The sequence below is a fragment of the Arthrobacter sp. SE2 genome, from assembly GCF_058244265.1.
Genome location: NZ_JBZAYA010000001.1, coordinates 194,763 through 220,977 on the forward strand (window position 1 = coordinate 194,763; position 26,215 = coordinate 220,977).

Below are 26,215 nucleotides of genomic sequence, written 5' to 3' on the forward strand. Positions count from 1 at the left end.
GCGCCGTTTACTTGTTCAGGGCAGCAGCAACGTTGCCCACATTGTCGGTCATCCAGGCGACGTAGTCCTTGCCCTCGGGAAGTGTCTCGGTGAAGCCGACAACCGGAACACCGGCAGCGGTTGCCTCGGCCTTCAGCTTTTCCGTCTCGGCGCTGGCGGTCTGCTCGTTGTACGCCAGGAAGCGAACGGACTTCGAGGTAATCAGATCGCTCGTTTCCTTGACAGCTGCCGGCGGAACGTCCGAGCCGACCTCAATGGCGTGGCTGAATTCCTCGGGCGTCTTGTTCTCCAAGCCTGCAGCTTCAAGCAAGTAGCCCGGCACGGGCTCGGTGATGGCGACCGGAGCGGAACCCTTGGATGACTTGATTTCAGCGACTTTGGCGCTGAGTCCGGTCAGCGAGGACTTGAACTTGTCTGCGTTGGCAGTAAAGGTCTTGGCATCGGCCGGGTTCAGGCTTCCAAGCTTCGCAGCGACGGCGTCGGCCACTTTCGCCATGGCGTCGAAGTTGTACCAGACGTGCTCGTTGAACCCTTCCGGCACCGCTGAGGGGGATGCGCTGGACGTCGCCGCGGGAAGGAGCCCCGAAACGTTGACCGCAGTGATCGTCTTGTCCGCTGCCACCTTGCTGTCATCGGCCAGCTTGCTGAAGAAGTCGTCGTAGCCCGCGCCGTTGTCGATCACCAATTGGGCTTTGGAGACGACCAGTTTGTCCTGGGTGCTTGCCTCGTAGGAGTGCGGATCCTGGCTGGTCTTGCTGATGATGGACGTGACAGACACCTTGTCACCGCCGACGCTCTTGGCGATGTCGCCGTACACGCTGGTGGAGGCGACCACGTCGATCACTCCGGAGGACGACGACGGCGCCGTCGCGGCGGGTGCCGAGCATGCGGCAAGCAGGACGGCAACTGCCGCGCACGCAGCAGGCACTGCGGCAAGGGAAAGACGGGCGGCGGTACGGCGCACGGGAAACCTCGGATCTACCGAATCAAGCACAACAGGGGACTCAAATGAGTATACCCACAAATGGGAATGATTCCTATTTAGAATTCCAGGCGGGTCCTGCCGGTCCCTTGGGGCCAGCAGGAGGCTACGCTGACTCGGGTCCGCCCAGCCGCCGGATTCCCCTGGCCTGGGTGGCGTCACGGATCTCGCCCACAAGCTGCTCGATAACGTCCTCCAGGAACAACACCCCCAGGGTCGCGCCGCCGGTCCCCACAACACGGCCCAGGTGCGAGCCGGTCCGCTGCATCACGGCCATGGCATCTTCAATTTCGTCCTCAGGTGCGAGGTTCACGAGGGACCGGATCCGGCTTTCCGCGATCGGATAGCGGCGTCCTTCCTCGGGGATGGAAAGCACATCCTTGATGTGCAGGTAACCGGTCAACTCGCCGTCGTCGTCCAACACGGGAAAGCGGGAGAAACCGGTGCGGCTGACCGCCTTCTCGAGTTGCCGCGGCGTGGAGCCAGGCTTGAGCGTTACCAGTTTGTCCAGCGGCACCATGATGTGCGCCGCGGTGTGCTCGGAAAACTCCAAAGCGCCGCTCAGCAAGCCGGCGTCGTCGTCCACGAGCCCGTGGCGGGTCGATTCCTGCACGATCGACTGCACTTCTTCGAGCGTGAAGGAGGAGGTCACCTCGTCCTTGGGCTCGATCTTCATCAGGCGAAGGATGCGGTTTGCCAGCCAGTTCAGGGTCCAGATGACGGGCTTCACGAAACGGGCCACGTGGACCAACGGCGGCGCCAGCAGTAACGCTGCCTTGTCTGCGACCGAAACAGAGATGTTCTTGGGGACCATCTCGCCAAAGGTCACATGCAGGAAGGTGACCGCAAGCAAGGCAACCGCAAAAGCGATAACGTCTGCCAACTCAACAGGGACACCTACGGACTCCAGCGGTGCCCCCAGCAAATGGTGGATGGCAGGCTCGGCCACGAGGAGAATCAGCAAGGAACACACGGTGATGCCGAGCTGGGCACACGCCAACATCAGCGAGACGTGTTCCATTGCGTACAGAGTCGTTTGCGCGCGTTTGGAACCGCGTTGGGCCATAGGCTCAATCTGGCTGCGGCGTGCAGACATCACGGCAAACTCGGCGCCGACAAAGAAGGCGTTGCCGATCAACAGCACCACGAGCCACAGGATTCCTACCCAGTCGCTCATGCGGCACGTCCTTTGCGACTGGTTTTGGCCATGGGGTTGCCAACGGCATCGCCTGCCGAACCGCCGGAGCCCTTACTCAACCGTTTGCCCGCCTGCTTCCTGCTTTGCCATCCGCTCGAATCGCTTTCCGTTGCGCCTATACGATCAGCGCCTTTATCGTCGTCGCCTTCATCCTCGGTGTCGGGAGCCGTGGGGTGGAAGCAAATGCGGTCGATCCGGCGACCGTCCATACGGGTGACGGCCAAAGTGCCGCCGCCGGCCTCGACGACGTCGCCTACCAACGCGATCCGTCCAAGTTGGCTCATGACGTAACCACCCACGGTCTCGTACGCGGGGTCGTCGGGAACCGTCAGTCCCGGGATCTGTTCGCTGACCTCGTCCGGGCGCAAGAGTCCAGGGAAATACCAGTCCCCCGAAGCGCTCTGCAGCAATCCGGGCCGGACCTTGTCGTGCTCATCCGCCACTTCGCCGACGATCTCCTCCACCAGGTCCTCAAGGGTCGCGATACCCGCGGTTCCGCCGTACTCATCAAGCACGACCGCGAGTTGCAGGTTGCCCTCGCGAAGTTCCAAAAGCAGGGCGTCAAGGTGGATGGTCTCGGGAACGCTCAGGACCTCGGACATGATTGCTCCGGCTTCCAGCCGGCTCCTGCGTTCCGACGGGACGGACACGGCTTTCTTGATGTGCACCACGCCCCGGATGTCATCGGCCGATTCGCCGATGACCGGGAAGCGCGAATATCCGGTCCGCCGCGCCGCTTCGATGATGTCCGATACCGGCTGGTCGGCGTCGATGGTTTCCATGCGGATGCGGGGGGTCATGACGTCCGCCGCCGTACGCGCCGAGAAGTTCAGGGTCCGGGCAACAAAGTTGGCCGTGCCGGCGTCGAGGGTTCCCAGCTCTGCTGAACGGCGTACGAGGGAGGCCAGTTCAGAAGGCGAGCGTGCACCCGAGATCTCTTCCTTGGCCTCGAGTCCCACGAGGTTGAGCACCTTGTTCGAGAAACCATTGAGCACAACGATTGCGGGCTTGAACACGGCTGTGAACATCAGTTGCGGGCGGGCCAACGCCCGGCCCAGCGGGAATGCCAAGGCCAGGGCCATGTTCTTCGGGACGAGTTCGCCGATCAGCATCGACAAGACGGTGGCGAAGGTCATGGCCAGGATGAGTGACAAGGACTGCGCGGCGGCCTCAGGCAGCCCGGCCCAAAGCAGCGGTCCGTGCAAGAGGGAGCCGACGGATGGCTCCATGACGAAGCCGGTCAACAAGGTGGTGAGGGTGATCCCCAATTGGCAGCTAGAGAGCTGGGTGGAGAGGGATTTCAGGCATTTGAGCAACGCCGCGGCGGCATGGTCGCCGCCGTCGACCGCTCTTTGGACCGTTGACTGGTCAAGCGCCACGAGCGAAAATTCGACCGCGACAAAGAAGCCGGTACCCAGAATGAGGAGCACGCCGGCCAGAAGGAAAAGCCACTCCATCAGAGGCCGCCGGATGGTGCGAACGGCTGGAGCAGGGCGCCAGGAAAACTAATGGCTGGTTGACCCGGCGGAGGTTGGTCGGACGCTGCGGAAGAACTATCCGCCGACCGGCCGGCCTGCAGCTCCGGGGTGCGATGGGCATGTGTACGGGCATTGCCGGCTCTGTGGGTGCGTTGCTCGGAGATAGCCGAACGGCTTCCCCCGCAGCTCCCAGGCCGGCACCTAGAATTACTGTCCATAAGAATTCAAGTCTACAGTCCGGTCGCGGCGCGGCTTCACGCGACTTCACCGGCCGGGTTCGGGATCTGCGACGCTAAAACGGCAGGAAAAACCCGGGAAAGAAGATGCACCTCGGGGCATGGAAGCCGGGGCATATCGCGATCGGCATGATTTAGATCACCACTATTGGCAGATAGCCGTCGCTCGTCACTAGACTGGCTAGGGTCTGAGTTCGCGGGACCCAGACCCTGGCTCGCCTTTGCACCTCCTGCAGTTCCCCGGGCCAGCTGGAAATCAACACTCATGGAAGAGGCGTATTTCAAGTGCCAGAGCAGCCAAGCCACCGTCTACCCGAGGAATTTGGCGGAAACGAGTGGCTCGTTGACGAACTGTACGAGCGGTACCAGCAGGACAAGAATTCGGTCGACGCCAAATGGTGGCCGCTTTTCGAGTCCTTCGACACCGCTGACGGCACTTCTTCCAACGGAACCTCCGCAGCCCCTGCAAACCCTCCCACTCGCGAGATTCCTGTCGTGGCACAGGCCGCCGCAACGGCAATGACGCCGGCCGCGCCTGTGGTTGCCCCGGCAGCCGCCCCTGCCGCCCCCGCACCTGCTCCGGCCGCTCCCGCAGCACCGGTCAAGAAGGCTCCGGCCACTGTCGCCAAGGACGGCGCGCAGAAGCCATCCGACGGCAGCCAGTCCCAGCCGATCCCGGCACAGCTCCCCAAGAGCACCAAGGCTCCGACTCCCCCGGAAGAGGACGTCGTCTCCGTCCTCCGTGGTCCGGCCAAGGCCATTGCGTCCAACATGGTCATGAGCCTTGAGGTTCCTACCGCCACGAGCGTCAGGGCCGTTCCTGCCAAACTCCTGATCGACAACCGCGTTGTCATCAATTCCAACCTCGCCCGCGCCCGTGGCGGCAAGGTCTCCTTCACCCACCTCATCGGCTACGCAGTGGTCCGCGCCCTGTCCCAGTTCCCGTCGATGAACGTGTACTACGACGAAGTAGATGGCAAGCCCGTTGCCGTGCAGCCCGCACACGTCAACTTCGGCATCGCCATTGACATGCCCAAGCCCGATGGCACGCGCCTCCTGATGGTTCCCAACATCAAGAAGGCCGAGACCATGAACTTCGCGGAGTTCTGGCACACCTACGAAGACCTCATCAAGCGTGCGCGCAACGGCAAGCTCACGGCGGACGACCACGCGGGGACCACAGTATCCCTGACAAACCCCGGTGGCATCGGTACCGTGCACTCCGTGCCCCGGCTCTCCAAGGGCCAGGCGGCCATCATCGGCGTCGGAGCCCTCGACTACCCGGCTGAGTGGCAGGGCGCCAGCGAGAAGATCATCGCCCAGAACGCAATCAGCAAGATCCTCACGCTGACGTCCACGTACGACCACCGCGTCATCCAAGGCGCCGGAAGCGGCGAGTTCCTCAAGCTCGTCCACCAGCTCCTCCTCGGTGCCCAGAACTTCTACGACGAGATCTTCGAAGCACTCCGCATCCCCTACGAGCCCGTCCGTTGGAGCCCCGACCTCCAGGTCGACCCCGCTGACGAGATCAACAAGGTTGCCCGCATCCAGCAGTTGATCCACTCCTACCGGGTCCGCGGCCACCTCATGGCCGACACGAACCCGCTCGAATACGTCCAGCGCAAGCACCCGGACCTCGACGTGCTGACCTATGGCCTCACCCTGTGGGACCTGGACCGCGAGTGGCCTACCGGCGGATTCGGCGGCAAGCCGATGCTCAAGTTCCGGGACATCCTGGGCGTCCTCCGCGACGCTTACTGCCGCACTACGGGCATTGAGTACATGCACATCCAGGAGCCTGAAGAACGCAAGTGGTTCCAGGACCAGGTGGAGCACCCGTACTCCAAGCCGAGCCGCGAAGAGCAGCTGCGCATCGTTTCCAAGCTCAACGCAGCAGAGGCCTTCGAGACCTTCCTGCAGACCAAGTTCGTAGGGCAGAAGCGGTTCTCCCTCGAAGGCGGGGAATCCCTGATTCCGCTGCTGGACACCATCATTTCCGACGCCGCCGACGACGGACTCGACGAAGTCGCGATCGGCATGGCCCACCGTGGCCGCCTCAACGTGCTCACCAACATCGCGGGCAAGACGTACGCCCAGGTGTTCCGCGAGTTCGAAGGCACCCAGGACCCCCGCTCCGTGCAGGGCTCGGGCGACGTCAAGTACCACCTGGGCACTGAAGGAACGTTCACTTCGGACAACGGCAATGAGACCAAGGTCTACCTTGCCGCCAACCCGTCCCACCTTGAAGCGGTTGACTCCGTGCTTGAAGGCATTGTCCGGGCCAAGCAAGACCGGCTGGACCAGGGCGAAGCGTTCCCCGTGTTGCCCATCATGGTCCACGGCGATGCCGCCTTTGCCGGCCAGGGCGTTGTGGCGGAAACCCTCAACTTGTCCCAGCTGCGTGGTTACCGTACCGGTGGAACCATCCACATCATCGTGAACAACCAGGTGGGCTTCACCACCGCACCGTCGTCGTCGCGATCCTCGACGTACTCCACCGACGTGGCCAAGATGATCCAGGCTCCGGTCTTCCATGTGAACGGTGACGACCCCGAGGCCGTCGTGCGCATCGCGCAGTTGGCCTACGAGTTCCGCCAGCGCTTCCACAAGGACGTCATTGTGGACATGGTGTGCTACCGCCGCCGTGGACACAACGAGGGCGACGACCCCTCGATGACGCAGCCGCTCATGTACAACCTCATCGAAGCCAAGCGCTCCGTCCGCAAGCTCTACACGGAATCCCTCATCGGCCGTGGCGACATCACCGAGGACGAAGCCGAACAGTTGCTGCGCGACTACCAGGAACGCCTCGAACGCGTCTTCGCGGAGACCCACGCGGCGCAGACTTCGCCTATCCCTATCATCACGGCGGATTCCGCCGCGGTTTCGGACATCGAGCGTCCCATCGCCCAGCAGGCGGACTTCGGCACCAACGCGCCGGCCACCACCGCCATTTCAGCCGAAATGCTGCAGAGGATCGGCCAAGCGCACCTCGACATTCCGGAAGGCTTCACGGTCCACTCCAAGCTCAAGCAACTGCTTGAGAAGCGCGAGCAGATGTCCCGCGAAGGCGGCATCGACTGGGGCTTCGGCGAGATCGCGGCTTTTGGTTCGCTTGTCATGGAGGGCGTACCCGTCCGCCTTGCCGGCCAGGACTCCCGCCGTGGCACGTTCGTGCAGCGTCACGCCGTCTTCCACGACCGCGCCAACGGACGCGAATGGATGCCGCTGGGCAACCTGAGCGACGAGCAGGCCAAGCTGTGGATCTACGACTCCTTGTTGTCCGAATACGCAGCCATGGGCTTCGAATACGGCTACTCCGTGGAACGCCCGGACGCGTTGGTGTTGTGGGAAGCCCAGTTCGGTGACTTCGTCAACGGTGCACAGACCATCATCGACGAATTCATCTCCTCGGCCGAGCAGAAATGGGGCCAGCGTTCCTCGCTCGTGCTCATGCTGCCTCACGGCTACGAAGGCCAGGGGCCGGACCACTCGTCCGCACGCATCGAGCGCTTCCTGCAGCTTTGTGCCGAGGACAACATGATCGTGGCGAACCCCACCACTGCTGCCTCGCACTTCCACTTGTTGCGCCGTCAGGCCTACAGTCGTCCGCGCAAGCCGCTCATCATCTTCACCCCGAAGCAGCTTTTGCGCCTCAAGGGTGCGGCTTCTGCGGTGGAGGACTTCACCACGGGCGGCTTCAAGCCGGTTATCGGCGAACACGAGCCCCTTCAGGCCCAGAACGTTGACCGCGTGATCCTGGTTTCCGGCCGTCTCTATTACGATCTCCTGTCGAACCGCCAGAAGACCGGCGACACCTCGACCGCAATCATCCGCCTGGAGCAGCTGTACCCGCTGCCCCAGGCCCAGATGGAGGCGGAACTGGCCAAGTACCCGAACGCCGACATCGTCTGGGCACAGGACGAACCCGCCAACCAGGGTCCGTGGCCGTTCATCGGCTTGAACCTGCCGCAGGCACTGGACCGCAAGGTCCGGCTCGTTTCGCGTCCGGCATCGGCCTCCACGGCGGCCGGTTCCATGAAGCGCCACAGCGCCGAACAGGCCACGTTGCTGAAGCAGGCATTCGAACGCAAGTAAGACGGCGGCTGCCCGGCTGGAGGTTCAATACCCGCTTCCAGCCGGGCAGTTCTGTTTAATGGAACAAGTGTCCGGTGATCCAGCCGCCCGGCCGGCACAGTGCAAGGACCGCAACGTTTGGTGAAGAGGTAACTGTGGAAGACAGGAAGCTGCGCATCGCAGCTGTTGGTGATGAACTACTCGCCGGGCTCGGTGATCCCAGGGCCTTGGGCTGGCTCGGACGGGTTCTTGCGCGGACTCCACAGGACTCCGTCCTTGTGGAAAGCTACTCTCTTCCCTGCCCCATGGAGGGCACAGAAGGCCTTGCGGGGCGCTGGCTCGACGAAGCCGGGAGACGCTTCAGCAACGTCCACGAAAACCGCCTCGTGATCGGCCTGTCCGGCCGCGACATCGAATTCGGCGTCTCCACAGCACGCAGCCGCCTCAATCTGGCCAATATCCTGGACGGGGCGTCCCAAAGCAACATCGAAGTATTCGTCGTCGGTCCGCCACCCACGCTGGACCCGGCCAAAAACCGTCGGATCGCGGATCTCAACGCGGCATTTGCGGACGTCACCACCCGCCGCAACCATCACTACGTCGACACGTTCTCGCCGCTGCTCAACCACGAACAATGGCGTACGGACCTCGCGGCGAACGGCGGCACCCCGGGCCAGGCGGGGTACGGACTCATGGCCTGGCTCGTGTTGCACCGGGGTTGGTTCCAGTGGCTGAGGATCGCCCAGCCGGAATAGCCGCGGCCGGAGACGCCCTTTCTCCCACGCAAGACCCATTGCCAACTTCAATGTCGCGATATATCGTGTGTACATAAACGCGATATATCGCAATGTCCGCAGTGCAGCAATGGAGGGGTCATGTCAGAAGAAAACTGGACCGTTACCGGTCCGCAGACCATCGACGTCGACGGCGTCCGCTCACTCAAGCTGGGGATCGTCAAAGGCCGCTTCGACGTCGTCACGCACGACGAAGCAATCACCAGGATCGAAGTCTCGGAGATCGCCGGCGATCCACTGAGCGTCAGCCTCATTGACGGCCGGCTCGAAGTCCGCCACCAGTTGCACGGCCCCCAGGGCTGGTTCCGCAACCTGATGGGAACCGTCAACAACACCAGCACCAACACGATCGTCATCAGCATCGCGCTGCCAGCCGGCGTCGACGTCGAAGCAGGAACCGTGGGCGGCGACGGCATGGTGTCGGGTGTCAGCGGTCATATCCGCCTCAATACAGTTTCCGGGTCAGTCCTCGCGGACGGCACGCGGGGCGAGCTCCACGTCAACACCGTCAGCGGTGAAGTCATCGCCCGGAACCACGACGGCGTCATGACCGCCAAGAGCGTCTCGGGCGAAGTCACGGCTTCGGGCCGTTTCAAGAATATCCGGGCCAATACCGTCAGCGGCGACCTCAGCTTCGACCTTCACGGCTACACCCAGGACTTCGGAGCCAATTCCGTTTCAGGCGACCTCACCATCCGCCTGCCGCATGATGTGGGCGTGGACATCGTGGCCAAAACGGCCGGTGGCACTGTGATGATCGATGACCAGCTCTACGCGCAGTCAGGCAGCAGGGTCCAGACCATCGTTGGCCCCGACGAGCGGCTCATGGTGGCACGTACCAATTCCGTGTCCGGAAAGACCTCCATCATCCATGGCAGTGCGCCAACACCTGGAACAACGCACTCAGTCCCCGGAGAAGAGGAAGCCTGATGCCGCCCGTCTTTGCCCACGGAGCCCTCCGGCTCTACCTGCTGGCACTCCTGGAATCGGGCCCCAAGCACGGCTACGAGCTCATCAAGGCCCTCGGCGAACGCTTCGGCGGGACCTACTCCCCCAGTGCCGGAACCATCTACCCGCGCCTTGGCAAACTCGAGGAAGAAGGACTCGTTGCCACCAGCAGCGACGGGCGCCGCACCAACTACTCCATCACCGCGGCCGGACTGGCGGAACTCAACAGCCGGCGGAAGGAACTGGCCGACGTCGAGGACAACATCTCCGCCTCCGTGCGGCGGTTGGCCGACAATCTCCGCGACGACATCCGCAGCAACATGCGCGGCCTGCGTGCAGACCTGGCCGCGACTGCCGAAGCCGCGCGAGCCAATGCGAAGTCCGCGGAATTCCAGTCATGGGCCGGAAGCTACTCTCCGGAGGGACACCGCATCCTGAAGGAAGCCGAAATGATGGTCCAGTCCTTCCGCGATGACATACGCGTGGAGCTGCGGCAGCACGCCGGATCCAAGGCCCTGACTCCGATTGCCCTCGAAACCGTGCGCACCGTCCTGGACCAGGCCAGGATCTCCATCCGGAATTCCCTGCGCGGCTGAGTCCGAAATCCCGCGGGGCTGGCCGGCACGGTTCGCGGGGCGGCCCCGTGATGTGGGAGACTGGAGGGCAGCTTTATTGAGTATCAAGAATCTAAGGAGGCCAGCTATGAGCAAGCGTGCACGTAAGCGTCGTGACCGTAAGCGCGGCGGCGCAAACCACGGCAAGCGTCCCAACACCTAAGCCAGCGGCTTAGCGTAAGACTTAATGCGGAGGGCCCCGGAAACCATCAGGTTTCCGGGGCCCTTGCCGTTTAAGGCTCTTACACGTCCACGGACTTCATAGCGTGGATCCTGTCCAGGATCGAGTTCTTGAGATTCTCAGGAGCCGCTTCCGTACAGGAGCGCTTGACCACGGTGCGGATGACGCATTCAAGGTCGTATTGCTCGGTGCACTCCGGGCAGTCTTCCAGATGCACTTTGATCTCTGCGATGTCCTCGCGGGTCAACGCACCATCGAGGTACTCGTAGATACGCTGCATCCGAGCATCGTCGCAGTCGCCCAATCCTTGGCAGCTCATTTCCTTTTCTCCTGTTTTTTGCTTGTGGCCGCGCCCACGGCCAAGGCCTTTTCTTCCGCGCCGGCGCTGATTCCCCGTTCTGCGGCATAGTCCGCCAGCAGATCGCGCAACATTTTCCTGCCGCGATGAAGCCGGGACATGACCGTCCCGATCGGGGTATTCATGATGTCTGATATTTCCTTGTATGCGAAGCCTTCGACGTCAGCGAAGTACACCGCGAGCCGGAATTCCTCCGGAATGGACTGCAAGGCGCTCTTCACGTCCGAGTCCGGCAAATGATCCAGTGCCTCCGCCTCCGCAGAGCGCAGCCCCGCGGACGTATGGGATTCCGCCCGCGCCAACTGCCAGTCTTCGATGGTGTCCGAATTCGACTGCAACGGTTCGCGCTGCCGCTTCCGGTAGAGGTTGATGTACGTGTTGGTCAGGATGCGGTACAGCCACGCCTTGAGGTTGGTGCCCGGCTTGTACTGGTGGAAGGCTGAGAAGGCCTTGGTGTAGGCCTCCTGGACCAGGTCCTCGGCGTCGGACGGATTCCTGGCCATGCGCATGGCAGCCGAATAGAGCTGGTCGACATACTGCATGGCGTCGCGTTCGAAGCGCGCCCTCCGTTGCTCGGGGGTCTCGGTTGCGAAGTCCACTGCAATCTCGACGTCGGCCTCAACAGTTGCGTCGCCGTCGGACGTTGCGTCCGTGACTTCGGTCGCTGCTTTGTACATGGCCGCTGCGGCCGGATCCATGGTGCTCATTGCATCCAAGTCTACTGTCACCCTCCGGGAGTCCCTTGGCAGCTCCCGCCCGAGCGCCAAGTGTCCCTCGCGGTCCTTAACCAAGGCCAAAAAACCATCTCCACTCACTTGACGTGACACAGCGCGGCACAACTCACGCGCCACATTCCAAGGTCCAGCCCATACCGCACCTTCTCTTGACAACGGCAGGCTCCGGGCAAATATTCCGCAAAGATGCAAGACTAGATCCGACTGCACCCCGTGAACACCGCACCACTTGAACGCAACACCACCTGAACACTGTGGCAAGCCATCCAGGAGGCAAAACATGTCCCTCGTCCGTTTTCTCGCCAGGCCAATGTTGGCTTCCAGTTTTGTCGTCGCAGGGCTGGACAAGCTCAAGAACGCGGATGACACTGCCAAACAGCTCTCTCCCCTGCTCCGCCGCGCTTCCGAGTCATTGCCTTTCCCGGCGGACGAGAAGGTGCTGGCGCGGGTCATCGGCGGCGCGCAAGTGGGGGCCGGCGCCTTGCTGGCCCTCGGCAAATGTTCCCGGTTCTCGGCAAGCCTGCTTGCCGGCATCTCGATCCTGAATACCTTTGTTGAGTGGCGTTCTGCCGACATCAGCACCAAGGAAGGCCGGCTCGCCCGCCGCGCCCAGTTGCTCAAGAACATTTCGCTGACGGGTGGCGTTTTCCTTGCCGCAGTCGACACCGCGGGCAAACCGAGCCTCGCTTGGCGCGCCGAACACCTCGCCATAGATGCCAAGAAGGCCACGGGCAAGCAGTTCAAGAAGACAGACCGGGCCGTCCGCAAGGCCGTAGACAACGCAGTTGGAGCATAAGGAAGCATGCCAGGAACCCCCGCCACGCAGACAGACGATTCAGGGAGCACCACAGCCTCCGCACTCCCCTTGTGGCCGGCACCATTCGCCAGCCACCCTGTGGATGCCACGGTCACGGTTCCTGGTTCGAAGTCCCTGACCAACCGCTATCTGGTCCTGGCGGCGCTGGCCAACGGCCCAAGCAGGCTGCGGGCACCCTTGCATTCGCGGGATTCCGCCCTGATGGTCGAGGCCCTGCGCCAGCTCGGCGCCACCATTACCGAGGTTCCCGGCGATGGACACTACGGCCCGGATCTTGAAGTCACCCCCATCGACCCGGCGGCTGACGCATCGGAGACCGCCATCGACTGTGGCCTGGCCGGCACGGTCATGCGCTTTGTGCCGCCGCTCGCGGCCCTCCGCAACGGCGCGTCGGTGTTCGACGGCGATCCGCACGCACGCCAACGTCCCATGGGCACCATCATCGAAGCCCTCCGGACACTCGGAGTGGAAGTCAGCGCAGTGGACGGGCACACCGCGAGCTCCCTGCCGTTCAAGGTTTCCGGCACCGGCTCTGTCCGCGGTGGCCACTTGGTGATCGATGCGAGCGCTTCTTCGCAGTTCGTCTCCGCCCTGTTGCTGGTCGGCGCCCGGTTCGATGAGGGCCTTCACCTGGAGCATGTCGGCAAGCCCGTGCCGAGCCTTGACCACATCAACATGACCGTCTCGGTCCTGCGCGGCGTCGGAGTGCAGGTGGATGACTCCGTGCCGAACCATTGGCGCGTCGCCCCCGGTACCATCCAGGCGTTCGACGAGCGGATCGAGCAGGATCTCTCCAACGCGGGTCCCTTCCTCGCCGCGGCGTTGGCCACGAAGGGAACTGTCCGGATCCCCAACTGGCCGGCCAACACCACGCAAGTCGGGGACTTCTGGCGGGACATCCTCGCCACCATGGGTGCCACTGTCACGCTGGACAACAGCACGCTGACAGTCACCGGCGGACCGGAGATCCTGGGCGCGGACTTCGACGAAACCAGCGAACTCGCCCCTACCGTTGCGGCATTGTGCGCGCTGGCAACCAGCCCTTCCCGACTCACCGGCATCGCTCATTTGCGGGGCCACGAAACGGACAGGCTGGCTGCCTTGGTCGCCGAAATCAACCGGCTTGGCGGCGACGCCGAGGAAACCAGCGACGGCTTGGTGATCCGGCCCGCGACGCTGCACGCCGGCGTCATGCACAGCTATGCCGACCACCGCATGGCTACCGCGGGCGCCATCCTTGGGCTCGCCGTCGAGGGTGTCCAGGTTGAAGACATCGCGACGACTTCCAAGACCATGCCCGAATTTCCGCAAATCTGGGCATCGATGCTCAGTGCCGGCCAGGCGGTCGCGGACACGGGTTCAACGGAGACAAGCAACTAACGATGGCCCGCGACGCAAGCTCCTGGGATGAGTCCGACGTCCGGATCCGCCCCAACAAGAAGGGCACACGCCCCCGCACGAAGGACCGCCCCAGCCACGACGACGCCGTGATCGGGCGCATTATTACGGTCGACCGCGGCCGCTACACCGCGATAGTGGGCGAAAGCTCGGACAACGAGCGCATCGTCATTGCCGCCCGTGCCCGGGAACTGAGGCGCTCCCCTGTGGTTCCCGGAGACTTCGTGGCCCTCGTCGGCGATGTGTCCGGAGCCCCGGACACCCTCGCCCGCCTCGTGCGCGTCGAGGAGCGCAAGACCCTCCTGCGGCGAAGTGCCGATGACACGGATCCGATCGAACGGGCCGTCGTCGCCAACGCCGACCAGCTCGTGGTGGTGGTCGCGGCCGCCAACCCGGAGCCGCGCACCGGATTCATCGACCGCGCCTTGGTGGCAGCGTACGACGCCGGAATCGAGCCGCTGCTGCTCGTCACCAAAGCGGACGTCAAGGATCCGACGGAATTGCTCGCCAACTATGTGAGCCTTGGTTTTCCCATCATCATCAGCCGGACGGCCGACGCAGGCGCCTCCGGTATCGATGCCCGCTCCGACGACGGCTTGTCCGCCCGCCTCGATGGCGACGCCGTCGATCAATTGCGGGACTACCTCGACGGCAAGGTCACCGTGCTCCTGGGCCATTCCGGCGTCGGGAAGTCCACCATGGTGAATGCCCTCACCGGCGCCGAGCGCGCCACGGGCGGGGTCAACGCGGTGACGGGGCGCGGACGGCACACCTCGTCCTCTGCCCTTGCTCTGAAACTCAGCGACGCCCCTGGCGGCAGCTGGATCATCGATACGCCCGGCATCCGCTCCTTCGGCCTCGCCCACGTGAACCCGGACCGCATCCTGCATGCCTTCCCGGATCTGGAACCCGGAACCGAAATGTGCGAGCGAGGCTGCAAGCACGATGCTTCCGCGGTTCGATGCGGACTGGATTCCTGGGTCGCCGACGGCCACGCCGGCGAGGCAGGCCCGGCCCGCTTGGCGTCGTTGCGCCGGCTCCTCGGCGCGGACCCGCGCATGGAAGCCCAGGAGACCAAGGAATTGGGTACCGTCAACTAACTGCGCGCTTGCCGTCCTACCTCCCCGGCTCACCGGCGAATAGACGGTAGTTTGGAACCATGACCCAACCCGATTCGAGCTACAACGACGACCTGCGGCTGGCACACGTCCTGGCCGACTCCGTCGATTCCCTGACAATGGAGCGGTTCAAGGCCCTGGACCTCCAGGTCGAGACCAAACCCGACCTGAGCCCCGTCACCGATGCAGACAAAGCCGCCGAAGAAGCAATCCGCGGGCAGCTCTCCCGTTCCCGCCCCCGCGACGCCGTCCTCGGGGAAGAATTCGGCAGCACGGGCCACGGCTCGCGGCGTTGGATCATCGATCCCATTGACGGGACCAAGAACTTCGTGCGTGGCGTACCCGTCTGGGCTACGCTGATCGCCCTCGTGGACGAGGGCGAGGTAGTAGTGGGGCTCGTGAGCGCTCCGGCGCTCGGCAAGCGTTGGTGGGCGGCCAAGGGCTCGGGCGCCTACATGGGCCGGTCGCTGGCCGCAGCCACCCGGTTGAAGGTTTCCAACGTGTCGCGGCTCGAAGACGCCTCGCTTTCCTACTCCGAGCTTTCCGAGTGGAAGCAGCACGATAAGCTGGACAACTTCCTGGGCCTCGAGAACGATGTCTGGCGCAGCCGTGCGTACGGCGACTTCTGGTCCTACTGCCTCGTGGCCGAGGGCGCCGTGGACATCGCCGCCGAGCCGGAACTCCAGGTCTACGACATGGCGGCTTTGGTGCCGATCGTGACGGAAGCCGGGGGGCGCTTCACGTCCCTGGACGGTGCGGATGGTCCCTTCGGCGGAAACGCCGTGGCCACTAACTCGATCCTGCACTCCGAGGTCCTCAAGAGGCTCAACCCCGAGCTCGACGACCTCCTCTAGTCCGCTCTCTCCACTGAATAAACGACGGCGGACGCCCACTTTTGGGGGTGTCCGCCGTTTTTTCTTCGGCAGAAGGCACACTTTTCCGGCGGTGTAATAATCCGCTTAACAATCGCCGGTCACATTGGAATGAGCCTTGCTGGTGTCCTACGCTCTTTACAGGTCACGAGTGCCAGCGCGAAACCCCGGTTTGCTGGCCGGCAACCCTCCATCGCGGCGGGGTGCCCCGGGTGACGACCCGGCCGGTCCGGAACGGATGCGGCAAGCGCGGACCCCCTGCACGCAGGGGTCCCTCTTGAGTGAGGTCCCATGAGCACAGCCACATTTACTTCCCCGGCTCTTTCGCTGAACAACGAATCTGCACAGCACCGCGGTGAAACCCTCCCCCGGGCATCGCGCCCGCTCGCCGCGGTCACCGGCGCGGAGTTGCAGGCACCCTTGATCCAGGGCGGCCACATCCGCTACGCCAACCTTGACTACGGCGCTTCCGCACCTGCGCTGACCGTGGTTTCCGCGTACCTCAACGAGATCCTGCCGTACTACGCGAGCGTCCACCGCGGCGCAGGCTATGCCTCCCAAATCAGCACCTCGGTCTATGAAAACGCCCGCAACATCGTCCGTGACTTCGTTGGCGGCCGGCCGGACGATTCGGTCATTTTCACTCGCAACACCACCGATTCCCTCAATCTACTGGCCGGCTGCCTGCCAGTTGAGGACGGTCGACACATTGGCGAAGTCCTTTACCTGGACATTGAGCACCACGCCAATCTCCTCCCGTGGCAAAGTGTCCCCCACCGCAGCATCGTTGCCGCGGGAACGTTGTCCGAGACCGTCGCCAATGTCCGCACGGCGCTCTCCCACGGCGGCGTCAGCCTTCTGGCTGTCACCGGCGCGTCAAACGTGACCGGCGAAATCCTGCCCATCAAGGAACTCGCTGCCTTGGCCCACGAATTCGGGGCGCGGATTGTGGTGGACGCGGCGCAACTCGCCCCGCACCGCAGAATCGACATCGCCGCAGCGGATGTCGACTACTTGGTTTTCTCTGGGCACAAGCTTTATGCACCGTTCGGCGCAGGTGTCCTGGTGGGTCGTCCCGACTGGCTCGACGCCGGCACACCGCACCTGGCCGGAGGCGGGGCCGTCCGCGAAGCGCGCCTCGATTCGGTCAGCTGGGCCACAGGACCGGCCAGGCACGAAGGCGGCTCGCCGAACGTACTCGGCGCGGCCACCCTCGCCCGGGCCACGCAGGTCATTGCCAGCCTCGACCACGATGAATGGCACGCCCACGAGGCCGCCATCCGCTCGCATCTGGTCGACGGCCTCAAGGAAATCGACGGCGTGACCGTACACCAGATCTTCAGCGACACGGATCCCCAGGACACCATCGGCGTCGTGAACTTCTCGCTCCAGGGCTACGACGCCGGACTTGTGGCTGCCTATCTTGCGGCCGAGCACGGCATTGGCCTGCGCGACGGACGCTTTTGCGCCCACCCGTTGCTCAAGCGCCTCGGCCTTCCCTCCGGATCCCTGCGAGCCAGTTTCGGCGTGGGCTCGCGCTTGGAAGACGCCACCCGGCTCATCGCGGGCATCCAGGCGCTCAAGAGCAATGGCCTCGGCTGGGACTACGTGGTGGATGCCGGCCGGTGGGTGCCGGCGAACGACCACCGAAGCTACCCGGAGTGGGCTCCCAACACTCCCGGGACCGCGGGCGCCGCTCCCTGCAGCACCGACTGATTGCGGTAGATTCGTAGGGTATTTTTCCTGTCCTACGAAGGAGTTCCTGCGTGGCCCCGCGACCCAAAGGCACGTCAGCTGGCCCGAAGCTCTATGAGGAGCGGCGCCTTGAACTCGGTCAGAGTTTCCAGGACGGCGGAGAACACTATGACCGTGTCAGGCCCGGCTACCCTGCGGATTCAGCTGACTGGCTGCTGCCTGAAGGCGCGCGGGACGTGGCAGACATCGGCGCCGGCACGGGGAAGTTCACGTCGCTCCTTGTCGAGCGCGGGCTGGCTGTGTCCGCAGTGGACCCTTCCACGGACATGCTCACCCAGCTGCGCAAAACGTATCCACAAGTGGTCGCCCTGGAGGGCACGGCCGAGGCAACTGGACTGGCGGACTCAGCATTCGACGTCGTCAGCGTTGCCCAGGCCTGGCACTGGTGCGATCCCCTCGCCGCCAGCACCGAGATCGCCCGGATCCTTCGACCCCAGGGCGTTATCGGCTTGATCTGGAACCAATTGGACACTTCAGTGCCCTGGGTCCATCGCTTGTCCCGCATCATGCATGCCGGCGATGTCCACAAACCGGACTTCCGGCCTGTGGTGGGCCCGGAGTTCGCCGGGCTTGAAAGTCACTTGACGCGCTGGGAGGATCCCGTGACTCCGGCCGATATCCTCGAACTCGTGAAGTCGCGCAGCTACTATCTGAGGGCGAATGACGCCACCCGGGCCAAGGTCATGGGCAATCTTCAGTGGTACCTCTTCGAACATCTGGGCCATGCCGAGGGCGAGGTCATCCCGTTGCCTTATCTCACGCAGAGCTGGCGGGCGCGGAAAGTCTGATTCGGCCGGTTCACGATAGGCTTGGAACCGTGAAGACCAGTGCGCCCTCCTCCTCGATCGAGGACTACGTCAAGGTCATCTACTCCTTTACGGAGTGGCAGGACAAACCCATCACGTCCTCACAGCTCGCGCAGCGGCTCGGTGTCGCCAATTCCTCCGTCTCGGAGATGGTCCGCAAACTCAAGGACCAAGGCCTGGTGGACCACCAGCCCTACAGCGCCATTACTTTGACCCCCCAGGGAATGCAGCTTGCCCTGGGCATGGTCCGCCGGCACCGCCTGATCGAGACCTACCTCGTGAGGGAGTTGGGCTACAGCTGGGATGAAGTCCACGACGAGGCCGAGATGCTCGAGCACGCTGTCTCGGACACGTTCATCGATCGCATGGCCGCCAAGCTGGGCAACCCCGGACGCGATCCCCATGGTGACCCCATCCCCGCTGCGGACGGTTCGGTGAGCCTGCCGCATGCGCACCGGATGATCGAGCTCGACGACGGCCATTCCGGGAAGATCACCCGGATCAGCGACGAAAACCCGGAGCTGCTGCGGTACCTGTCTGCCGAGGAAATCGACCTCGATGCCAGCATCGAGGTGATTGGCCGCAAACCGTTCGGCGGTGCGCTGGTGGTGCGGATCGGAAAAGGTCCGGGCAGCCGCGACTACGATCTCGCCGATGAGGTCGCCTCGGCGCTCTGGGTGGCCACGGACGCTGTCCACGAAGGCTGCGTCCTCGCGGAACGCTGACGAAGCTGTGTACTGAAATGCCCGTGTCTTAGAAAGCGTGTCTTAGAAAGCGTGTCTTAGAAAGCGCTGTTCAGGCGCGCTGGGCGGCCGTCCCGCCGTCGTCGGCGGCTGGACCTTCCGGAGAGTCCATCACCGCAGCGCCCAAGACCGGGTTCCGGATCCCGACGGCGGATGCCGCCGCCCCGAGGAAGAACAGCACAGCGGTGACCACCACGGCGTTCATGAGACCTTGGCGGGTGAAGACCGGGCCGATGATGAGCCCTGCAAATGCGATGCAGATCAAGCCTGCGATGCGGGCCACGGCGTTGTTCACTGCGGAGCCGATCCCTGCCTCTTCAGTGGGTACCGCGCCCAGGATGGCCGCAGTGAGGGGCGCCACCAAGGTGCTGAGGCCGATCCCGAAGACGATCTGCCCGGGCAGCACTTGCGTCCAGTAGTTCAAGGGCTCCTGGACGGCCAACGTCATGAGAAAACCGATTCCACAGATGAACGGGCCGGCCGCCATGAACCACCGCGGACCGTACCTGCCGGCGAGTCCGCCGAAGAATGAGGCCGTGAGCATCAGGAGGACCGTCGCGGGGAGCAACGCGATGCCGGCAGTGGTTGCTTTCATCCCTCCCACTTGCTGCAGGTAGATGCCTACGGCGAAGAAGCCGAGGGACAAGGCGCCGTAAATGGCCAGCGTGGCGATGTTTCCCCAACCGAAATTACGGATCCCGAAGAGCCGAAGGGGCAGCATTGGTTCCGGGGTCCTGGCTTCGTGGACCAGGAAGAAGACCAGGCCAACGGCTCCAACGACGAGAGGCATCCAGACCACCATGTTGCTCCAGCCCATGCGCCCTTGTTCGATGAAAGCGTAGACCGGGCCACCGAGTCCCACCATGGCCAGGAATGCGCCGAGGTAATCGATCTTCTTGCTTGTGTCCGTGGCGGCATCGGACTTCCGCAGCCCCGCGAGGATCGGCCAAACGGCGACGGCCGGAATCACATTGATAAAGAAGATGACGCGCCAGGACAGCAGGTCGACCGATGCGCCGCCGATCAGCGGGGCAACGATGGCGGCCGCGCTGGTCCAACCGGACCATTGGCCGATTGCCTTGGACTGCGCAGGCCCGGAGAAGAACGTGACGATCATGGCGAGCGAACTCGGGACAAGCAGTGCCCCGGCAATCCCCTGCAGGGCCCTCGATATCACCAGCACCTCCCCGTTCCAGGCGAGACCGCACATGACGGAGGTGAGGGTGAAGCCGGCGAGTCCCCATTCCAGGATGCGCGCACGGCCGAAGTGGTCGGACAGGGATCCGGCGACCAGTATTAGCGCGCCGAGGGTCAAAAGGTAGGCGTCCACCACCCATTGCTGGATGACAAGCCCACCACCGAGTTCGCGGCCAATCGCCGGGAGCGCTAGGTTCACCACGAAGCCGTCCAAAATGGCGATGAAGGAAGCCACAATAGCCACAACAAGGACCCGCTTTTGGAGCGGAGTGCTTGGCAGCAGGGCCGCTGCGTCGGTCATGAGCACAGCCTACGCCTGCTTGTCCGCTCGCGTCCGGATTCCTGCCCGATCCTGCCACTGCGAAATTCCCGTATCGTTGAATGGTGATTAGCAGACGTGACGCCGCACTGGCCCTTGATATTTCGATGGAAATGGCCCAACGCCACGGCATCCCCTCCAGGCTTTCACAAGCCGAGCTGAGCGAGCTGCAAGACAATCCACCGCAGTGGCTCGTCCAATCCCGTGCCAACCGCACCGGCAAGCGTCCTGTTTGGGTGCACCTGAGCTGCGTCGTCTGCGGTTACACCGAGGCTGCGCGTCCCAAGAAATGGTGGCCGGACTTCACCTACGTATTCTGTGGCCACCACCGGAACAGCGAGGTTCCCGGAATCCTGCCCGGAGAGGTCCGCAGCGAGTACGAAGGAATCGGCTCGCGGTTCGTGGGCATTGTGGACGTCCCGGCTTCCGAAGCCTAGTTGCCCGGGCGTTGTTTCTGGCGCCTCCGGCCCCCGGTTGCTTTCGCCTGAAACAGGCGTAACTTACAAGGAGAGGGCCTTTCAGGACCCTCTTTGCAGGATCTTCACGGAAAGATCCGTAGTTAGGGAGCATGACATGCCTGACAAAGCGCCGCACCAGCACGAGACGAAAAAGAGTATCAAGTCCATCAAGGAGAAACGGGCAGTGAAGCGTGCCAAGCACGAATCCGACGCCGCCGTGGATCCAGTGGCCCATTTGAGGATGCGGAAGAAGTAGCAAAAAGCCGGAGCCATCTTGGCCCCGGCTTTTTAGCGGACAGGCTCCGTCGTGACCCGGCTCCTCATGAATCCGCGTCAGTCATTTCGCTGGGCACGGCGACAATCGCGTGGATTTTGCCGTCCCGGAGGACCGTCAGGAAGAACGGCTCCCCAATGGCCTGCGAAAACAAGAGTTTTTGAAGGCTCTCAGCACTGGATACGGCCCGCGACTGTGCACTGAGGACCAGGTCGCCCGCGAGCAGTCCTGCCCGCTCCGCCGGAGATCCGGCGATTACTTCCACCACCCGCAGCGCTTCCTTCTGGCCTGTCCGGATCACCGCACTCGCGTCCAGAGGTATAGGGGTGCTCACCAGGCCAAGGTATGCCCGGCGGACCCGGCCGTCCTTCAGCAGGGCGGCGATGATCCGTTGCGTGGTGGTGTTGATGGGCACTGCAAGTCCGAGGCCCAAACCAGCCACGGCGGTGTTGATCCCCACAATCCGCCCTTTGGTGTCGGCAAGGGCTCCCCCGGAATTGCCCGGGTTCAGCGCTGCGTCGGTCTGGATGACGTCCTCGATGACCCTGCTGTGCCGGCCGGACCTGACCGGGATGGAACGCCCGAGGCCGCTGACGACACCCGCGGTCACCGATCCTGCCAGTCCCAGCGGGTTACCCACAGCGATCACCAATTGGCCGACGTGCAGTGACTCCGCGTTGCCCAGCGTGGCGGGCAGTGGGGTGTGGTGCCCGCGGACAATGGCGAGATCGGACAAGGGATCCGCACCGACGAGTTCGACGTCGGAATGGGTTCCGTCGGCGAAGATTGCCCGCCCGGAGCGGAGGCCCGAGACGACGTGGGCGTTGGTCAGCATGTAGCCGTCCCCCGTGAACACGACAGCCGATCCACTTCCGATCCTGACCTGGCCGTTTCTGCGGGCGCTGCTCATCTCCAAAGCTGCGACATGCGGCGTGACCGTTTCTGCGACGTGCATCACTGTCCGCGAGTAGGCGTCCAAGGCTTCGTCATCTGACGGGGCGTCAGGGATGTCCTCGGGAAAAACTTGTTCCGGCAACGTACTCAACGTGCACCTCCTGTAACCGGTGGTGTCTATATCAACGAATACACTGCTGCGGTTAGTCCGTTCTGGCCTACGCCGTGGGTGAACTCTGTCACGCAGCTGATGATTGGGAAACTAACCCCACAACGCTTTTCGCAGCAGCGCCTTGAGCTGGGCGGCTTCCCCCTCGTCCAGCGCGGCCAACACGTCGGATTCCGCGTGGCGGGCCGCAACGGCTGCTTGGGCGAGCAACTGGCTCCCCTTCGCCGTCGCAGTCACCGTTTTGGCCCGGCGATCCTGCTTGCCTGGCGCCCTGGCCACGAGCTTCCGCTTTTCAAGTTCGTCCACCAAAGCGACGATTTGGCTGGGGTCGAGGCTGAGGAAGTCCGCCAATTCCCGCTGGGTGGGCTCCAGTCCGCTGTTGGCCAGGATCAGCACCGAGTACGAACGCTCCTTGAGGTCGAACTCAGCAAGCGCCTGGTTGTTCACGAGCGATCCGCCTGCATGGAGCTTGGCCAACAGGAAACCCACGTCCTGGCTGATAGGAGCGGCGACCAGCCGGTCCTTCGTGGCAGCCTGTTGCTCGTCCTGCGCCTCGATCGTCATAACAAACTCCAATAATCTTCAAAATCAATCGTTGACATTTTCAACTATACGTATTCTCATGGATACAGAACAGCATCCCACGCCTAAGGCTTGGATGCGCGGGTATCGAGCAAAGGAGCAGCGATGAGCCTGACAGGAAAAGTAGCGATTGTCACCGGAAGCGGCCGGGGACTTGGGCTGGCTTACGCCCGGGAACTCGCCCGTCAGGGCGCGGCGGTGGTCATCAACGACGTCGACGCCGAGGTGGCCGGAGAAGCGGTCCGGTCCATCGAGGCCGACGGCGGCCGGGCGGTCGCCGTCGTCGCTCCCGTGGGCAGCACAGAAGCAGCGAAGCAGCTGGTGCAGGCGGCCGTCACGGAATTTGGCCGCTTGGACATACTGGTCACCAACGCCGGGATCCTGCGGGACAAGAGCCTGCTGAAGATGACGGACGAAGACTTCGACCTGGTCATCAACGTCCACCTTCGCGGCACCTTCACCTGCGCCCGCGAGGCATTCGGCTACTTCAAGGAGAACGGGATCGCCGGCCGCATCATCGCCATCGGCTCCCCGACAGGGCAGCGTGGCAACTTCGGCCAGACAAACTACGCCGCCGCGAAGGCCGGAATCGTGGGCATGGTCCGGACCTGGGCGTTGGAAATGAAGAAGGCCGGCGTCACTGCCAATGCCGTGATCCCGGTAGCTGCCACTGCGATGACCAAGACCATCCCGTACTTCCGGAAAGCGGTGGAGGCGGACGAGCGCGGAGAGGCCATGCCGCATTTCTTCCGCCACGAGCTTGGCTTCGGAACGGCCGACGACGTCTCCGGGCTCATTGCCTTCCTCGCCTCCGACGAAGCCGCCGGCATTACCGGCCAGGCCATCGGCGCCGGCGGAGACCGCCTCCAGCTCTGGACCCACCCCGAAGCCGCCGCCACCGAATACCGTCAAGGCGGTTGGGGTTACCAGGACCTCGTGGAGAACTTCGGCCGGCTGTTCGGAGACAAGCTTCAGAGCGTCGGCGAGGAATTCCTGCCGCTCCCGGCGGAACTGCAGCCCGAAGCCGCCGCTGCACAGGCCCGCTGACATGGCCGCAGCCCAGCGCTACGAACTCGGCGTCGACGCCTCGAAACTTGACGCGATCGACATACACGTCCATCTCGAAGTGGACGGTCATGGCCACGGATCCCTGCCACCGGCCCTGACGGAAGCATCCGCCAAGTACTTCAAGTCCGAGGACCGCACACCCTCGCTGGACCGGATCGCCGAGGTCTACCGAGAACTGAACATGGCCGCCGTCGTCTTCACCGTGGACGCCCGCACCCAGCTCAAGCACGAGCCCAACAGCATCCCGGAACTGATCGCGGGAGCCGCCAGGAACAACGACGTGCTGATCCCGTTCGGCAGCGTGGATCCCCGCACCGGCACCGAGGCCATCCAGGGCGCCAAGCACCAGGCGATCGACTTGGGCGCCCGCGGCTTCAAGTTCCATCCGAGCCTGCAGGGCTTCGATCCCTCCAACGAACAGTTCTACCCACTCTGGGAGACCCTCCAGGAACTGGGCCTCCCCGCCATCTTCCACACCGGCCAGAACGGCATGGGCGCGGGCCTTCCTGGAGGCTACGGCATCAAGCTTGCCTACTCCAACCCGCTCCTTCTCGACGCCGTCGCCGCCGACTTCCCCGGGCTGCAGCTCATCATGGCCCACCCCTCGGTGCCGTGGCAGGATGAGGCCAACTCCATCGCCACGCACAAGGCGAACGTTTTCATCGACCTCTCGGGCTGGTCACCGAAGTACTTCCCGGAGTCCCTCGTGAAGGCCTCGAACTCGGTGCTGCAGGACAAGGTGCTGTTCGGCACGGACTTCCCGCTCATCACGCCGCAGAAATGGCTGGGCGCCTTCGCGGAGCTCCCGCTCAAGGACGAGGTCCGGTCCAAGATCCTCAAGGACAATGCCGTGCGGCTGCTCGGATTGGACGGCTGACATGAGCCTGGAAACCCAGGTGGAGACCGCGGTTACAGAACGCCTCTACGACGTCTGCGACTACTACGACGCCGCGTCCCTCCTCACCGAGGACGAGCGCCGGGTGCTGGGCCGACTGCGGGATTTCCTGGACCGCGAAGCGAAGCCGCTGTTGGCCGACTACTGGGAGCGCGGCGAGTTCCCTACAAGGTTGGCCCAGCCGCTCATTGATCTGGACCTGATGGAACCGGCGGAACTGACCGGTACCTCGGGCACAAACAGCGGTCCTGCCCGCGGCATCTACCAAGGCTTCAGGATCTTCGAACTCGCACGCACGGACGCTTCGCTCGCTACCTGGTACACGGCGCAGGCCGGCCTCTTCCGCACCGCCATCCGGGTGGGCGCCTCATCGGAACAACAAGCTGAGTGGATGCCGCACGTCATCGATTTCTCGCTCAAAGGCGTCTTCTCCCTGACCGAACCGGAATCCGGCTCGGACATTGCCGGCGGACTCTCCACCACCGCCCGGCGCAATCCCGACGGCGACGGCGAAACCTGGGTGCTCGACGGTGCCAAGCGCTGGATCGGTGGCGCCGCGACGGCGGATGTCCTCGCGGTGTTCGCCCGGGACGTCGCCGACGGACAGGTCAAGGCGTTCCTCGTGGACCGCCAGGCCGCCGGGGTGACTGTGGAGAAGATCCACCGGAAGACCTCATTGCGGATGATGCAGAACGCCCACATCACGCTCGACGGTGTCCGGGTCCCCGAATCCATGCGCCTGCACAACGTGAACTCCTTCAAGGACGTGGCGGCGATGCTCCGGGCCATGCGCTCCGATGTCGCCTGGATCGCCACCGGCATCCAGGCCGGTGCCTTCGAAGCAGCCCTCCGCTACGTCTGCGAGCGCCACCAGTTCGGCCGCCCGCTGGGTTCCTTCCAGCTGGTCCAGGAAAAGCTGGCCCGGATGCTTGGCAACCTCACCGCCTCGCTCTCGCTTGTGGTCCGTCTTACGGAGCAACAGGCCAACGGCATCTACCGCGACCAGGACTCCGCGCTCGCCAAGATGCAAAGCTGCCTGGCCATGCGGGAAACAGTCGCCCTGGCCCGCGAGCTGGCAGGCGGCAACGGCATCACGCTGGAGAGTGATGTTGCCCGGTTCCACGCCGACGCCGAAGCCGTCTACTCCTACGAAGGAACGCACGAGATCAACGCCCTGATCGTCGGGCGCGCACTGACCGGCGAGAGCGCCTTTACCCGCTAACCCACACTCTCTTCATCCATCACAACCG

Annotated in this window: 25 protein-coding genes and 1 riboswitch; of the genes, 17 read left to right on the forward strand and 8 right to left on the reverse strand. The window is 63.7% G+C overall.

Annotation, left to right across the window (positions count from 1 at the left end; all coding sequences use genetic code 11):
• Positions 1-7: 7 nt before the first annotated feature.
• From AC4CS3_RS00950 to AC4CS3_RS00960, 3 genes are all read right to left on the reverse strand, one after another.
• The gene (locus AC4CS3_RS00950) at positions 8-994 is read right to left on the reverse strand and encodes a metal ABC transporter solute-binding protein, Zn/Mn family (RefSeq protein ID WP_490781814.1); all 987 of its coding nucleotides are present in this window, start codon (positions 992-994) and stop codon (positions 8-10) included.
• A gap of 94 nt (positions 995-1,088) precedes the next feature.
• Positions 1,089-2,159 carry a hemolysin family protein gene (locus AC4CS3_RS00955; RefSeq protein ID WP_490781815.1) on the reverse strand — a complete coding sequence of 357 codons (1,071 nt, stop codon included), beginning with the start codon at positions 2,157-2,159 and terminating at the stop codon, positions 1,089-1,091.
• Positions 2,156-3,637, reverse strand: coding sequence for a hemolysin family protein (locus tag AC4CS3_RS00960; RefSeq protein ID WP_490781816.1), 1,482 nt, complete (start codon positions 3,635-3,637; stop codon positions 2,156-2,158). The genes AC4CS3_RS00955 and AC4CS3_RS00960 overlap by 4 nt, the downstream gene beginning before the upstream one ends.
• A gap of 542 nt (positions 3,638-4,179) precedes the next feature.
• Here AC4CS3_RS00960 and AC4CS3_RS00965 point away from each other — a divergent pair.
• The 5 genes from AC4CS3_RS00965 to AC4CS3_RS00985 all read left to right on the forward strand — a co-directional run bounded on the left by AC4CS3_RS00965 (position 4,180) and on the right by AC4CS3_RS00985 (position 10,490).
• On the forward strand, positions 4,180-7,992 hold the full coding sequence (locus tag AC4CS3_RS00965) for a multifunctional oxoglutarate decarboxylase/oxoglutarate dehydrogenase thiamine pyrophosphate-binding subunit/dihydrolipoyllysine-residue succinyltransferase subunit (protein WP_490781817.1): 3,813 nt from the start codon (positions 4,180-4,182) through the stop codon (positions 7,990-7,992).
• A gap of 134 nt (positions 7,993-8,126) precedes the next feature.
• Positions 8,127-8,726: a GDSL-type esterase/lipase family protein gene (locus AC4CS3_RS00970; protein WP_490781818.1), complete on the forward strand. Its 600-nt coding sequence runs from the start codon at positions 8,127-8,129 to the stop codon at positions 8,724-8,726.
• Between the two features lie 120 nt (positions 8,727-8,846).
• Positions 8,847-9,695, forward strand: coding sequence for a DUF4097 family beta strand repeat-containing protein (locus AC4CS3_RS00975; protein ID WP_490781819.1), 849 nt, complete (start codon positions 8,847-8,849; stop codon positions 9,693-9,695).
• Positions 9,695-10,309, forward strand: coding sequence for a PadR family transcriptional regulator (locus AC4CS3_RS00980; RefSeq protein ID WP_490781820.1), 615 nt, complete (start codon positions 9,695-9,697; stop codon positions 10,307-10,309). Before AC4CS3_RS00975 ends, AC4CS3_RS00980 begins: the two co-directional genes overlap by 1 nt.
• A 106-nt stretch (positions 10,310-10,415) precedes the next feature.
• Complete coding sequence (locus AC4CS3_RS00985; protein WP_369299106.1) at positions 10,416-10,490, forward strand: 50S ribosomal protein bL37; 75 nt, start codon at positions 10,416-10,418, stop codon at positions 10,488-10,490.
• Between the two features lie 79 nt (positions 10,491-10,569).
• Here AC4CS3_RS00985 and rsrA read toward each other — a convergent pair whose 3' ends face one another.
• Entirely contained in the window at positions 10,570-10,827 is a 258-nt protein-coding gene (gene rsrA / locus AC4CS3_RS00990; protein ID WP_028264789.1) for a mycothiol system anti-sigma-R factor, read from the reverse strand.
• On the reverse strand, positions 10,824-11,663 hold the full coding sequence (locus AC4CS3_RS00995) for a sigma-70 family RNA polymerase sigma factor (RefSeq protein ID WP_490781821.1): 840 nt from the start codon (positions 11,661-11,663) through the stop codon (positions 10,824-10,826). The genes rsrA and AC4CS3_RS00995 overlap by 4 nt, the downstream gene beginning before the upstream one ends.
• 217 nt (positions 11,664-11,880) lie before the next feature.
• Here AC4CS3_RS00995 and AC4CS3_RS01000 point away from each other — a divergent pair, with 217 nt between their 5' ends.
• The 7 genes from AC4CS3_RS01000 to AC4CS3_RS01030 all read left to right on the forward strand — a co-directional run bounded on the left by AC4CS3_RS01000 (position 11,881) and on the right by AC4CS3_RS01030 (position 19,091).
• A complete protein-coding gene (locus tag AC4CS3_RS01000; RefSeq protein WP_490781822.1) occupies positions 11,881-12,396 on the forward strand; it encodes a DoxX family protein in 516 nt (171 codons plus the stop codon).
• Positions 12,397-12,402: 6 nt separating this feature from the next.
• Entirely contained in the window at positions 12,403-13,797 is a 1,395-nt protein-coding gene (aroA, locus tag AC4CS3_RS01005) for a 3-phosphoshikimate 1-carboxyvinyltransferase (protein WP_490781823.1), read from the forward strand.
• A gap of 2 nt (positions 13,798-13,799) precedes the next feature.
• Complete coding sequence (gene rsgA / locus AC4CS3_RS01010) at positions 13,800-14,915, forward strand: ribosome small subunit-dependent GTPase A (protein WP_490781824.1); 1,116 nt, start codon at positions 13,800-13,802, stop codon at positions 14,913-14,915.
• A gap of 59 nt (positions 14,916-14,974) precedes the next feature.
• Entirely contained in the window at positions 14,975-15,787 is an 813-nt protein-coding gene (hisN, locus tag AC4CS3_RS01015) for a histidinol-phosphatase (protein WP_236811797.1), read from the forward strand.
• Positions 15,788-15,948: 161 nt separating this feature from the next.
• Positions 15,949-16,061, forward strand: a riboswitch (SAM riboswitch).
• 35 nt (positions 16,062-16,096) lie between these two features.
• Positions 16,097-17,521: an aminotransferase class V-fold PLP-dependent enzyme gene (locus tag AC4CS3_RS01020; RefSeq protein ID WP_490781825.1), complete on the forward strand. Its 1,425-nt coding sequence runs from the start codon at positions 16,097-16,099 to the stop codon at positions 17,519-17,521.
• A 50-nt stretch (positions 17,522-17,571) separates the two neighbouring features.
• On the forward strand, positions 17,572-18,348 hold the full coding sequence (locus tag AC4CS3_RS01025; RefSeq protein WP_490781826.1) for a class I SAM-dependent methyltransferase: 777 nt from the start codon (positions 17,572-17,574) through the stop codon (positions 18,346-18,348).
• A gap of 29 nt (positions 18,349-18,377) precedes the next feature.
• On the forward strand, positions 18,378-19,091 hold the full coding sequence (locus tag AC4CS3_RS01030; protein ID WP_345452761.1) for a metal-dependent transcriptional regulator: 714 nt from the start codon (positions 18,378-18,380) through the stop codon (positions 19,089-19,091).
• Positions 19,092-19,161: 70 nt separating this feature from the next.
• Here the strand turns inward: AC4CS3_RS01030 and AC4CS3_RS01035 are convergent, their stop codons facing one another.
• Entirely contained in the window at positions 19,162-20,607 is a 1,446-nt protein-coding gene (locus AC4CS3_RS01035) for an MFS transporter (RefSeq protein ID WP_490781827.1), read from the reverse strand.
• Between the two features lie 80 nt (positions 20,608-20,687).
• Here AC4CS3_RS01035 and AC4CS3_RS01040 point away from each other — a divergent pair, with 80 nt between their 5' ends.
• Together AC4CS3_RS01040 and AC4CS3_RS01045 are read left to right on the forward strand one after the other, a co-directional pair.
• Positions 20,688-21,062 carry a hypothetical protein gene (locus tag AC4CS3_RS01040; protein WP_490781828.1) on the forward strand — a complete coding sequence of 125 codons (375 nt, stop codon included), beginning with the start codon at positions 20,688-20,690 and terminating at the stop codon, positions 21,060-21,062.
• Positions 21,063-21,198: 136 nt separating this feature from the next.
• Positions 21,199-21,339 (forward strand): hypothetical protein, encoded by a 141-nt coding sequence (locus tag AC4CS3_RS01045; RefSeq protein WP_172465476.1) that lies wholly within the window; start codon positions 21,199-21,201, stop codon positions 21,337-21,339.
• A gap of 64 nt (positions 21,340-21,403) precedes the next feature.
• Here the strand turns inward: AC4CS3_RS01045 and AC4CS3_RS01050 are convergent, their stop codons facing one another.
• Both AC4CS3_RS01050 and AC4CS3_RS01055 read right to left on the reverse strand, forming a co-directional pair.
• Positions 21,404-22,402, reverse strand: coding sequence for a S1C family serine protease (locus AC4CS3_RS01050; RefSeq protein WP_490781829.1), 999 nt, complete (start codon positions 22,400-22,402; stop codon positions 21,404-21,406).
• A gap of 111 nt (positions 22,403-22,513) precedes the next feature.
• Complete coding sequence (locus AC4CS3_RS01055) at positions 22,514-22,984, reverse strand: MarR family winged helix-turn-helix transcriptional regulator (RefSeq protein ID WP_490781830.1); 471 nt, start codon at positions 22,982-22,984, stop codon at positions 22,514-22,516.
• 123 nt (positions 22,985-23,107) lie between these two features.
• On the opposite strand from AC4CS3_RS01055, the gene AC4CS3_RS01060 reads away from it, so the two are divergent.
• From AC4CS3_RS01060 to AC4CS3_RS01070, 3 genes are read left to right on the forward strand one after another with little or no spacing between them, the layout of a single operon-like run.
• Complete coding sequence (locus AC4CS3_RS01060) at positions 23,108-24,049, forward strand: SDR family NAD(P)-dependent oxidoreductase (RefSeq protein WP_490781831.1); 942 nt, start codon at positions 23,108-23,110, stop codon at positions 24,047-24,049.
• Position 24,050: 1 nt separating this feature from the next.
• Entirely contained in the window at positions 24,051-24,947 is an 897-nt protein-coding gene (locus tag AC4CS3_RS01065; protein ID WP_490781832.1) for an amidohydrolase family protein, read from the forward strand.
• A gap of 1 nt (position 24,948) precedes the next feature.
• Positions 24,949-26,187 (forward strand): acyl-CoA dehydrogenase family protein, encoded by a 1,239-nt coding sequence (locus AC4CS3_RS01070; protein WP_490781833.1) that lies wholly within the window; start codon positions 24,949-24,951, stop codon positions 26,185-26,187.
• Positions 26,188-26,215 lie beyond the last annotated feature (28 nt).